The 11,397-nt window shown below is 57.4% G+C and carries 11 protein-coding genes and 1 tRNA gene; 5 read left to right on the plus strand and 7 right to left on the minus strand.

Annotated features, from left to right (window positions below; all coding sequences use genetic code 11):
- The 5 genes from GTN70_00155 to GTN70_00175 all read left to right on the plus strand — a co-directional run.
- Positions 1-404, plus strand: a 404-nt coding sequence (locus GTN70_00155; GenBank protein NIO15417.1) for a hypothetical protein, incomplete at its 5' end; no start/stop codon positions are given.
- A 219-nt stretch (positions 405-623) separates the two neighbouring features.
- A complete protein-coding gene (locus GTN70_00160; GenBank protein NIO15418.1) occupies positions 624-2,090 on the plus strand; it encodes a hypothetical protein in 1,467 nt (488 codons plus the stop codon).
- A gap of 16 nt (positions 2,091-2,106) precedes the next feature.
- Entirely contained in the window at positions 2,107-2,886 is a 780-nt protein-coding gene (locus tag GTN70_00165; GenBank protein ID NIO15419.1) for a cytochrome C, read from the plus strand.
- An 88-nt stretch (positions 2,887-2,974) separates the two neighbouring features.
- On the plus strand, positions 2,975-4,807 hold the full coding sequence (locus GTN70_00170) for a HAMP domain-containing protein (GenBank protein ID NIO15420.1): 1,833 nt from the start codon (positions 2,975-2,977) through the stop codon (positions 4,805-4,807).
- Between the two features lie 90 nt (positions 4,808-4,897).
- Complete coding sequence (locus tag GTN70_00175) at positions 4,898-5,554, plus strand: response regulator (GenBank protein NIO15421.1); 657 nt, start codon at positions 4,898-4,900, stop codon at positions 5,552-5,554.
- 35 nt (positions 5,555-5,589) lie between these two features.
- On the opposite strand, the gene GTN70_00180 is transcribed toward GTN70_00175, so the two are convergent.
- From GTN70_00180 to speD, 7 genes are all read right to left on the minus strand, one after another.
- The gene (locus GTN70_00180; protein ID NIO15422.1) at positions 5,590-6,786 is read right to left on the minus strand and encodes a cytochrome C; all 1,197 of its coding nucleotides are present in this window, start codon (positions 6,784-6,786) and stop codon (positions 5,590-5,592) included.
- A 241-nt stretch (positions 6,787-7,027) separates the two neighbouring features.
- A tRNA-Pro gene (locus tag GTN70_00185) sits at positions 7,028-7,104 on the minus strand.
- A 271-nt stretch (positions 7,105-7,375) separates the two neighbouring features.
- Positions 7,376-7,978: an RdgB/HAM1 family non-canonical purine NTP pyrophosphatase gene (gene rdgB / locus GTN70_00190; protein NIO15423.1), complete on the minus strand. Its 603-nt coding sequence runs from the start codon at positions 7,976-7,978 to the stop codon at positions 7,376-7,378.
- A gap of 146 nt (positions 7,979-8,124) precedes the next feature.
- Positions 8,125-8,850 carry a ribonuclease PH gene (gene rph / locus GTN70_00195; GenBank protein NIO15424.1) on the minus strand — a complete coding sequence of 242 codons (726 nt, stop codon included), beginning with the start codon at positions 8,848-8,850 and terminating at the stop codon, positions 8,125-8,127.
- Positions 8,851-8,853: 3 nt separating this feature from the next.
- Entirely contained in the window at positions 8,854-9,462 is a 609-nt protein-coding gene (locus GTN70_00200) for a hypothetical protein (protein ID NIO15425.1), read from the minus strand.
- 24 nt (positions 9,463-9,486) lie between these two features.
- Entirely contained in the window at positions 9,487-10,401 is a 915-nt protein-coding gene (gene speE, locus GTN70_00205) for a polyamine aminopropyltransferase (GenBank protein NIO15426.1), read from the minus strand.
- Positions 10,382-10,801, minus strand: a complete 420-nt coding sequence (speD, locus tag GTN70_00210) for an adenosylmethionine decarboxylase (protein ID NIO15427.1) — start codon at positions 10,799-10,801, stop codon at positions 10,382-10,384. Before speD ends, speE begins: the two co-directional genes overlap by 20 nt.
- Positions 10,802-11,397: the final 596 nt, after the last annotated feature.

Consider the following 11,397-nt stretch of genomic DNA (forward strand, 5'->3'; position numbering starts at 1 on the left):
TCGTCATCTTCGTCTACTTCACCCTGAAGATTATCGGCGTGGCCCACGACAACAACTGGGACCTCCTGGGAACCCCCTATGGCTACTGGTTCCTCGTGGAGACCTTGATCTTCGTCCTTTTACCCGGGATCCTCTACACCATGGGCGTGAAGAAAAAAAGTGCCGGGATCGTGCGCTTCGCGTCTTTCTTCGCCATCGCCGGCATTGTCCTGAACAGGCTCAACGTATCGATGATCGCTTTCAACTGGAACCTCCCGGGCCACCTGCACTCTCTCATCCCCCCCTGGAAGGAGGGATTTCTCGTGCTCACGATCATCACCTTCCACATTCTTCTGTTCCGGTGGATCCTGAACCGCATGCCCGTTCTCCGGGAGGACCCGCGATATGGGTTACACGGCGAATGAATTTGCCTGCCGCGCTTAAAGACGACGGCGGAGGATGCAATGGAAAACCGAGGCTCAGACAGGAAAGCAAGAGACAGGGGGGCCCGTTGCCACGCATCCTCCCGGATTTTTACGCTTAATATTTTACGGTGTCTCTGATATGTTATGGGCAGGACAGAAATACAAAGCGCATTTCCTCTTTCTACCACGACGCCTTTTTGCACAAGGAGGGCCTGTCTGATGGAGAAGGGGAAGGGTATCAACGTTCAGCTGTTCCTAATCATCGGCGTCATCGTCCTCGTGGCCATTTCAGCGGGAATCTCCTCCGGCAGGGAAATGGCCCTTCGCGATCCGGCCAAGAGCTGCCTCCACTGTCACGGAAAGCCGGGAATCGTGATAACTTTTTCCAGCGGAGAATCGGTCAACGCCTTCGTAGACGCCGACCTGTACCGCTCCTCGGTTCACAATTTCCTCACCTGTGCTACCTGCCACAGCGATTTTTCCGAGAAAAACCACCCGAAACGGCAATTCCGCAGCAAGGACCAGTACAGGGTCCGGGCGTCCATGACCTGCAGGGGATGCCACAAGCAGGACAAGATCAGAAGCAAGACCATCCACGCCAGCCTCCTGAAGCGCGAGAAAGAGGGAAAGGCACCCGTCTGCACCGAATGTCACGACGCTCACGCAACGAAGGCCGCAACGGGAGGGTTGATATTTGCCAGCGAGAGGCAGTACTGCATGAACTGCCACGGTTTCGACCTCGATATGACCTGCAAAAACGGCGAAACCCTGCCCCTGAAAGTGGACATATCCCAGCTCGATGCCACCGCCCACGGCAAGCTCCGCTGTTCCGACTGCCACTACGGGTTTTCCGCCGAGGACCATCCGCAGAGAAACTTCGAGACCCTGAGGGATTACAAGATCGCATCGTCGGAAAGCTGCAGGCGGTGCCATTTCGACAAGTACACCAAGACGCTTGATAGCGTCCACTACGACATGCTCAGCCAGGGAAACCTCACGGCGCCCGTTTGCACCGACTGCCACGGCTCCCACGCGATTTCCCACATATCCCACGGGATCAAAGGGCGGACCTTCACCACGAAGAGGTGCCAGAAGTGCCATCCCCACATCTACGAGACCTACGCAGAGAGCGTTCACGGCGCTGCCCTCTTCAACGAGCTCAACCAGGACGTGCCGATCTGCATAGACTGCCACAAGGCACACGACATCAAAAACCCGCTCACCCTCGAATACCACGAAACCATTCCCGAGATGTGCAGCAACTGCCACGCAAACGGCGCGATCATGGGCAAGTACGGCCTCTCGACGGACGTGGTGAAAACCTATCTCTCAGACTTTCACGGCATAACGCTGAACCTGTACAAGCAGCAGAGGGAGGAGATACTCAAGCCCGCACGGCCGATCGCCGTATGTACGGACTGCCACGGGACGCACAACATCCAGAGCATCATAAGTTCCGACCCGGCAATCGTAAAGGCGAACCTGACCAAGAGGTGCCAGAAGTGCCACACCGGCGCAACGCAGAACTTCCCGAAAGCGTGGCTGTTCCACTACAAGCCATCCCTGTCGAAGTTCCCGCTCATATTCATCGTCAACGTTCTGTACAAGATATTGATTCCCCTCATGATCGTCGGGCTGGTGCTCCAGGTCCTTCTGCACATATGGCGGTACGCCGTTAACCGGTAAACAGGAGAGTTGCGACATGCCAATACAGGGCAGGATGAAAAAGGAAAAGATAAGGCGGTTCAGCAATGCCCGCATCGTCGAACACCTGCTCATCATCATCACGACGCTGATTCTTTTTGCCACGGGGCTCTCACAGCGGTTCTGGACCCTCAACATTTCCCAGTGGTTCATCCTGAAGATGGGGGGGATAGACAATGTGAGGCTGATCCACCGCATAGCCGGCCTCGTCTTCTCGATCGAACTGATAACGCACATGGGTATCGCCATGATGGGGGTCATCTTCAAGCAGTGGCAACCGACCATGTTCATCACGAAGAAGGATTTTTCCGATGCAAAGCAAAACATGAGATATTACTTCGGCCTGGAAAACCACCCGGCCCGGTGCGACCGCTACGATTACATGGAAAAGTTCGAATACTGGACCATACTCATCGGTGGACTCCTGATGATATTGACCGGGCTCATACTCTGGTTCCCCACGTTCATTGCCCGCTTCCTTCCCGGGGAGATCATCCCCTCGGCAAAGGCGCTCCACTCAAACGAGGCAACGCTCATATTTCTCTTGAACGCCGTCTGGCACATCTACAACTCGATATTTTCCCCCGACGTCTTCCCCCTGGACACGAGCATATTCACGGGCTACCTGTCCAGGGACAGGATGATCCGCGAACACCCCCTCGAGCTTGCACGCATCGAAGGGGTTGACATAGAAGCCATTCTGGAAAACAACCACCGAGGCCCGGAGGTGGTGGGGGCTGATGAGCCCTCTGCCTTTCGCGCGGGGGAAGCGCCCTGAGCCGTCCCCTGCGCTGAGAAGTTCGTTGCAGGTCAAACCGTCCCTCCCGGCCCGGGAGGACTGTGCAGGGTAAAGGCAGGCCGAAAGCATGAGAAACAGGATAATATCCCTCGTCATACTGGAAATATTCATCATCATCGCGAGCCTGGGAATAATAAGCTACCTGAGCGTGAACGCGAGCATCCAGAGGTCCCTGAAAAACCGCATAACCCTGGCAAACATCATCAGCAGGTATCTGGACCACGAGCTGGAAAGCAACTTAAAGAGGCTCTATGACATTTCCCTTTCCGGCAGGATAGATTTTCATGACGGCAACTGGGAGCCGGAGAAAAAAGCGCTGCAGGCGGCGTACGAATACTCCATCTTCACCGACAGGATATTTCTGATGGATTCATACGGAACCGTCGTCCTCGCCTACCCCCACCAGGAGGATGAGCAGGTCAACCTTTTGAGCATCCCCTACGTGGGCAGGACCATATCGGAGGGCAAACCGGTCGTGTCGGATGTCTACACGATAGCGCAAAAGAGCAAGACCGTCATATTTGCCCTCGTGCCCCTGAAGAACAAAGACGGAAAAGTCGTGGGGGTCGCCGGCGGTGAAATCAACCCCACGAATTACCTCCTGGCCCAGATAATCAGGTCGATCCCCGTGGGGGAAGAGACCTACATCGAGATGATAGACAGCCACGGCGTGATCATCGCGTCCAACGACCGCCGCCGCATCCTGACCTGCAACAAGCAGTACAGCCTTTTGTGCGATCTCATCAAGGAAAAGAAAACGGGCGTGCAGGCCTGCCACCGATGCAAGGGACAGGGAAGCCCCTCCCTGGTCAAAAAGAGGGATATGCTGGCCTTCGCACCCCTGTCCGTGGCGCCGTGGGGCATATCGGTGAGAGAGGCCGAGGAGGCGGTCTATTCCCCCTCCACGAGCCTGCGAACGGGCTTCTTCGTGCTCTTTTTGATCTCCATCGTCACCGCATCGCTGCTTGCAATAGGGCTTTCCCGGAGCATCGTCAGGCCGATTCAATCCCTCATCGAGGCAACGGAGAGGATCGGAAGGGGAAACCTCGAGGAGCCGATCGTGGTGGGTAGCGACGACGAGATCGGCATCCTGGGCGAGAGCTTCGACGAGATGCGGGAAAAGCTCGCCGATTCCCTGGACAGCATACAGAAGTACAACATCGAGCTCGAAGAGCGTGTCGCCGAGAGGACCAGGGAGCTCGAGCAGAGCAGGGAAAAGCTGTCCATCCTGCTGCGGGAAATAATCCACGCCGAGGAAGAGGAGCGCAAGAGGATAGCCCGGGAGCTGCACGACGAAACGAGCCAGGCACTGAATGCATTTCTCATCGCCCTGGACTCGATCATCATCATCTCCCGCGACAGCGGTCCCGTCATGAAGCAGCTCATCCACATACGGGAGCAGTGCCTGGCGATGCTCAAGGGGGTCCACAGCATGATAAAAGACCTCCGGCCGCCCGTGCTCGACGACCTCGGCCTCGAATCGGCAGTCCGATGGGTCCTGGAAAAGCACCTCGGAGAGAAGGGGATCAGCTTCGAGCTGAAAACAGAGGGTACCAGCAGGGGAGAAGAAGAGGGCCGGGAGCGGGTTCTGGAGTATGAAAAGATAGAGCTTGTCCTCTTCCGCATCGTGCAGGAGGCGATCATCAACGTGACCAAGCACGCCGACGCGAGCAATGTGGCCGTCACGATCACGTTTGGCAAATCCTTCGTTCAGATATATATTGAAGACGATGGCAAGGGCTTTGACATAAAGGAGGTGCTCAGTTCGATACGGAGGGACAAAAACACCGGGCTTGGCCTGCTCGGCATGCAGGAGAGGATAGCCCTGGTTGACGGACAGCTGAGCATTTACTCGAAACCCGGCGAGGGAACGAAAATTCAACTCCGCGTGCCGATTTAAGGACGTGCGTCCTTTACGAAAAGCAGGGATCGAGCCAGCGGCGGCGGAAAAAATGCTCGCCCGGTGAGCCCGTCCCGGAGAAGAACCGCCATGGAGAAGATCGGCATACTCATCGCAGACGACCATGCCCTGGTGAGGGAGGGGATCATGGCGATATTGAACATGCACGACGACATGACCGTCCTGGGCGAGGCGTCGAACGGGAAAGAGACGATCGAAAAGGCGGGCGAGCTGAAACCCGACATCATACTGATGGACATCGCCATGCCCGGCCTGGGCGGGCTCGAGGCCACCCTCGAAATCAGAAAGGTCGACCCCGGGATCAAGATACTCGTTCTGAGCCAGTACGACGACAGGGAGTACGTGAGCAGGCTCATAAAGGCGGGGGTGTCGGGCTACATACTGAAACACGCCGTCGGTACCGACCTGGTGTCGGCGATACGGGCGGTTTCGCGGGGGGAGTTCTACCTCTACTCCTCCATCGCCTCATCGGTGATAAACGATTACCTGAGCAAGAGGGAGCAGCTCGCGGAGGACCCCTACGACACGCTGACGGACAGGGAAAAGCAGGTGCTCAAGATAATCGCCGAGGGGCACAGCCACAAGGAGATCGCCAGCATCCTCAACATCAGCGTGAAGACCGTCGTCGCCCACCAGTCGAACATCGCGGAAAAGCTCGACCTTCACAGCAGGGCCGAGTTCGTGAAATTTGCAATCCGGAAGGGAATCATAAAGATAGAGCCCTGAGGGGCGCTCATACGGGTCGACCGCGCCTGCCTGCCTCACTTGCCCGGGCTGTCACCCGCGATCTGTCCCGCCTCCCCCCTGCCCAGCGCATCGAGCTGCCTGCTTCTTTCCAGTTCTTCGGGGGTGGCATCCTCGCCCTCCCGGGGGGTGGTATTCATGGAGTTTTCTGCGGGCTCGTAGCGGTCGTACCGGGCCCGGACGTGACAGGAGGGGGCACAGCTGCCGCCCGTCTCGCTCTTTTCGAAATCGACGACCAGGTCCATCGTCCCGAAATAAAAGGTTCTCCTGATGAGCTTTTCCTCCTTCGTCCCGTGGTGATGGTGGCAGACCTTGCAGGACCTTCCCTTCTCCTTGTTCACGTGGCGGTAGTGGAGGTTCAGGTTGCCATTCCTGAACTGGGTCCTGGTTAGGGTCCGCGGCACTTTGAGCACCCCCGCCATCTCCTCGTGGCACCCCAGGCAGAGGGAGTAGGTGTCATCGGAAAATTTCGCGTAGAGCATGGTGGGATAGTTTTTCTTCAAGAGCCGGTGAAAACCCGATGCGTGGGGCAGGTGGCAGGAAAAGCAGGCGCCTTCTTCAAAAGGCGGGTGGAGCACCGCCTCCCCTCCCTCGAAAAGCCGTTTTTCCGAAGTCAGGAAGGTTCCCTTCTGGTCGACCATCTCGATCCCGTGACAACCGATACAGAGGGACGGGACGGCATCGACGAGCTGGTTCGGGTTATCCGCCCGGTGGGGGTTGTGACATTCGAGGCACTCCCCCTCGCTCACGGGTTCATGGGTGTAGGCGCCGGCGAAGTCTTCCTGGTCGTGGCAGGAGAAGCAGAGCGATGAGCCGGGCGGAAGGACGAGCTGTTTCGGGTTGTCGGACTGGTGAGGATCGTGGCACTCCGTGCACTCCCCGTCGGCAACGGGGGTGTGGACGAATTTTCCGTCGGCTTTCCCCTCGTGACATTCGGCGCAGAGCTCTCCCCCCCGGGCAATGAGACGGAAGGAATGGACCCCCTCCTTCTCCATCTCGTGGCAGTCGGTGCAGCCGGACTCATCGGCCGCCGGCTCGTGAACGTGCCTTTTCGTCCCCAAATCGGCATGGCACGATTCTGAAACGCACGACCCCGAAACGTCGATGGGGGCCACCCCCTTCTCACCCCATACCGATGCGGTAAGGAGCAGGACGGAGACGGCCAGGGTCGATATTCCCGCAGCCGCGCGCCGAAATGAGCTGTTCACGATCATGGCGTACCCCGGTAAACAAATGTAAAGTCAGTATTAAACTCCATGGTCCCCGAAAAGTCAAGGAGGCGCCGCAAAGATTGATCAGTGGCGAAAAGAGGACCGGTTTTTTGACGAAAATCGCCCCTGCTCGTTCACCCCGTTCACGAGAATGATACCGATCAGTGCGGGCAACTCGTTTGGGGAAAGAGAGGTTTCCGTTCATGAAACCCGGGGCATGCAAGTTCCCTGTCATTCTATAGCATGGTCGGGGCGGCCGGATTTGAACCGGCGACTCCTTGCTCCCAAAGCAAGTGCGCTGCCAGACTGCGCCACGCCCCGACGACCAAAACCCCTCTACTTTTTAGGTAATAATAGTATGCCCTTTTATTGGGTTCAAGAATAATTAGGGTGAAGCGTCCAAAGTCCCGAGAAAGGTATTTCACCGTAAACAGGCAATTGTTTAGATTCACGGTTGTTTCAACTAGGAACTAGGAACTATGAACAACCGATTGTAGACAGAAGTCCGGCCTCAAGTGTTGCTTTCTCCTGTTCTGGTTATTCATTCCACATTCCACATCCCGCATTCCGCATTCCGCACTCCGCATTACAATCAGTATCTTATGACGTTCTTCTCCTTCAACTGCATCATGAGCCCCTCCATGGCTTTCCTCCGGTGGCTAATCCTGTTTTTCTCTTCCATGGCGAGCTCGGCAACGGTTACGCCCCGCTCGGGAAGGTGAAACACCGGGTCGTAGCCAAACCCGGACGAGCCCCTCCGGTCGGGTACGATCTCCCCGGCAAGCACACCGTCACAAACGGCCACCACCCTGCCTTCCTCCGCGTAGGCGGCAGAGCAGACGAACCGCGCGGCCCACGGCCGGGGATGCCCGGCCAGGACCTCAAGGAGCCGCTCGATGTTGTCCTCATCCGATGCCCCCTCCCCGGCATAGCGGGACGAATAGATCCCCGGCTCCCCCCCGAGCACATCGACGGAGAGGCCCGAATCGTCAGCGATACATGGCAGGGCGGTCTCCAGCGAATAGCAGGAGGCTTTGATTTCGGCGTTCTCCCGGAAGGAATGTCCAACTTCCACGGGGGGGAGGATCGGGGGAAAATCACGAAGGGAAAGGATGGTCAGGCCGAAGGGTTCCAGTATTTCGCGCATCTCTCTCGTTTTCCCGGGATTGAGCGTTCCCAGGACGATATCCTTCATCCCGGCACCCCGCGCTTCCACCTGCCGTTTTCCGTCGCTCTCACCCTGTCCGGGCCGGCGGCTCTATTTTTCCGATCTGGCTGTCCCCTCCACTCCTCTGCTTTTCCCAATGGCTCCCCCGCCACGCCACGCGTCCCTTCTCCCGCCTATGCGAGTTCCCCCACGATTCTCTTCTGGATTGCCACGAGCTCGACGATGCCCTTCTTTGCCGCTTCGATCATCCGCAAGAGGTCCCGGTGGGTAAACGGCTCCTGTTCGGCCGTCCCCTGGATCTCGACAAACCTGCCGCTTCCGGTCATCACCACGTTGGCGTCGACCGCTGCGCCCACATCCTCCTCGAAGTCGAGGTCGAGCAGCACCGTGTCGTTCACAACGCCCACGCTGATCGCTGCGATGTAGTCCTTGAGGGGGAAGCGCTCGATTTCCTTCCTCCTCTTGAGCCTTTTCAGGGCAAGCGAGAGCGCCACAAACCCCCCGGTTATGGCGGCTGTCCTCGTCCCGCCATCGGCCTCGAGCACGTCGCAGTCCAGCGTGACCGTTCTCTCCCCGAGGGCCTCGAAATCCAGGGCAGCCCGGAGCGACCTTCCGATGACCCGCTGAATCTCCTGCGTCCTTCCCGGTATACGCCCGTTTCTCGAATCCCGCGTCGTCCTGGTCTCCGTCGATCTCGGCATGAGGGCGTACTCGGCCGTCACCCATCCCCTCCCGGTACCCCGCAGGAAGGGCGGGACCTTGTCCTCCACGCTGGCAGAGCAGATCACCTTCGTGTTTCCGAAGGACACGAGAACGGACCCCTCCGCAAATTTCTGAATTCCCTTCCTGAAGGTAACCTTCCTCAGGTCAAGGGCTCCCCTTCCATCTTTTCTCTTCATCCTTCACCTCACCGTAACGTTTAAGAATCTGACCCGGGGAAACCGGTTCACCACTTCCACGAGATTCACCCCCGCCGGGTCCTGCTCCAGCTTGAAAATACCCTCCACCGGCATCCCGAGAAGCGAGGCCAGGACCGTCCTGTTCACCCCCCCGTGGGAGAAGATCACGACCCTTTTCCCCTCCGATCTCGTCACTATTTCCCAGAAGGCCCCGTGGCTCCTTTTCCAAAGATCGGAAAAGGATTCACCGCCGGGATAGGCGAATGCCGCCGGGTTCTCCGTCATCTGCCTGGCGAGGTCAGGAGCAAATTCCACGATCTCCTCGAAGGTTTTCCCCTCGAATTCGCCGAGATTTATCTCGTTCAACCCCTCGTGGAGAAGCACGTCGTGCCCGTAAAACTCCGAAAAAACCGCAGCAGAATCTCTCGCCCTCGCAAGCCCCGAAGAGTAGACCTTGTCCACCCGCTCATCCTTGAATACCTGGAGCAGCTGCAAAACCCGCTCTTTCCCCTCTTCCGACAGGGGAAGGTCACGCTGTCCCACGAACTGGCCGGGCTTCTCGAGCAAGGCCCCGCCGTTTCTTACCAGGTAGACCCTGGTGACCGTGATCATTGAATATCACCCCTTCCCTGCGATCTATCGAAAAAGCCGGGGCGGGTTCTCGTCGGCAAAGACCCTCTTCTCCCGGGAAAGGACAGCCCGTAAGTCCTTTGGCAGGCAAAAAAGCGACCTGTTCGTAACCCCATCGTAAAAGGCGAGCCCCGATACGCCGCGCTCAGACAATCTTTCATCGACGTCAAGGGAGACCATCTCGCTTACCTCATCGGCCCACATCGCAAAGCCCCACGTGCAGCCGAAGGAGGGAATGAAACAGTGATAGGGATGGACCGACCCGAACACCCTTTTCACCGTGTTGCATATAACGGAAAAGGTTTCGGCCACGTTCAGCGAAGAGGAACAGGCCTGCGTCACCACCCTTCCCCCATCCTTCAGCACATCCTTCACGAGCGCGTAGAACTCGACGGTGTAGAGGGTGTATGCGGGCCCCCCCTCCGTCGGTTCGGAGATGTCGATTATCACCACGTCGAACCGATCTGCCGTATTCTTCACATAGTCCCTGCCGTCATCGATGATCACCGTCGCCCGGGGGTCGTCGAAGGCACCCCGGTGGAAATCGACGAGATGTTCCCTGCAGGCCTCAACGACATCCCTGTCGATGTCCACCATAACGGCTTCTTTTACCGACGGGTACCGGAGAACCTCACGAAGGGTCGACCCCTCACCGCCCCCGATTATGAGAACCCTCTCGCACCCCGGCCCCGAGAGCATGACGGGATGGGCCAGGGACTCGTGGTAGATATACTCGTCCCGCTGGCACGACTGAAGCCTTCCGTCGAGGATGAGGGCCTTGCCGTAGCCATAGGTCATGACCACATCTATTTTCTGGTAGGGTGTCCTGCGGGAATGGAGAAGCTCTTTGATGGCATGGATCTGGGCCTCGTGCGGCGTGTCGAAATCCACTGTCCAGAGATTATATCGTTGATGCGGCAACCTGGTCTCTCCCCTCTTCGAATTCACACCGTGCCGAGGGAACATCCTGCCTCATGATCCCCCTGCTGACCACGTAGTTCCTGTGTTCCCCGGGCCGGAAGGCCTCTATCAGGTACTCAACGGCCCGGTCGGGCAGGGCGGTATCCCCACAGGTAAAAATATCGATCGCCGCGTAGTCGTACTCGGGCCAGGTGTGTATGGAAATGTGCGATTCGGCGATGACCAGGACACCGGATATGCCGTGGGGGTTGAAACGGCTGAAGTTCTCTGAAATGACGGTTACGTTGGCTCTCTCTGCGGCTTTAATGAGGCTGTTGCGAATAAAATCAAGATCGTTCAGGAGGGCATAAGGGCAACCCGAAAGCTCGAGCAGAACATGCCTCCCCAGTGCATTTACCATGGGTATCACCTCCCCTGCTATTTATGAACCCGGGAGGTAAAATCACCGAAGAGACATACCGGCAGGACGCCCTTAGGTCTCACCCCCCTTCTGTTTCACAGAAATATAGCGATCACCATCGCTATCCATAAAGCCCCACTTTGTGAAGGTCCACCGCTTTCCACTCCCCGTACAGAAAAAAAGACCGACGAGACTCGGCCGAAAGGTTTTTTTACCATCATTCGGTCAAATAATCAAGTTTTTTAACGACCGGGGAGGGGCAAACGGTCCCGATTCGCCCGAAAACAGCGTTTGACAGGAGCGGGAGGAAAATTTTACACTAAAATTGTAGTCATCACTTTTGGACCTGCGAAAGCGGGCATCGCGTCACCTCTCTTGGGGGGACAAGACGTAACATCCCAACGGCCGAACGGGCATCCTGCCTTTTCGGTGCGAGGTAGTCTTGAATCGGCCCGAACTTCCGCAGGTTCTTATTGTGCCACCGGAATAAAAACCGCCCCGGCAAGACACCGGGGCAGTCACATGGTCGGTCACTATCAGAACTTCCCGATAAGCGGCGCGAACACGAGGGACACCACGGCCATGAGCTTTATGAG

Source organism: Deltaproteobacteria bacterium (genome assembly GCA_011773515.1).
Lineage (GTDB): Bacteria > Desulfobacterota > Deferrimicrobia > J040 > J040 > WVXK01.

What these genes read in the sequence shown, in the direction of transcription:
- GTN70_00175 (NIO15421.1), top strand. Translation starts at nt 4,898, where the DNA reads ATGGAGAAGATCGGCATACTCATCGCAGACGACCATGCCCTGGTGAGG.
- rph (NIO15424.1), bottom strand. Translation starts at nt 8,850, where the DNA reads ATGAAGAGAAAAGATGGAAGGGGAGCCCTTGACCTGAGGAAGGTTACC.
- GTN70_00165 (NIO15419.1), top strand. Translation starts at nt 2,107, where the DNA reads ATGCCAATACAGGGCAGGATGAAAAAGGAAAAGATAAGGCGGTTCAGC.
- GTN70_00200 (NIO15425.1), bottom strand. Translation starts at nt 9,462, where the DNA reads ATGATCACGGTCACCAGGGTCTACCTGGTAAGAAACGGCGGGGCCTTG.
- speD (NIO15427.1), bottom strand. Translation starts at nt 10,801, where the DNA reads ATGGTAAATGCACTGGGGAGGCATGTTCTGCTCGAGCTTTCGGGTTGC.
- GTN70_00170 (NIO15420.1), top strand. Translation starts at nt 2,975, where the DNA reads ATGAGAAACAGGATAATATCCCTCGTCATACTGGAAATATTCATCATC.
- GTN70_00160 (NIO15418.1), top strand. Translation starts at nt 624, where the DNA reads ATGGAGAAGGGGAAGGGTATCAACGTTCAGCTGTTCCTAATCATCGGC.
- rdgB (NIO15423.1), bottom strand. Translation starts at nt 7,978, where the DNA reads ATGAAGGATATCGTCCTGGGAACGCTCAATCCCGGGAAAACGAGAGAG.
- GTN70_00180 (NIO15422.1), bottom strand. Translation starts at nt 6,786, where the DNA reads ATGATCGTGAACAGCTCATTTCGGCGCGCGGCTGCGGGAATATCGACC.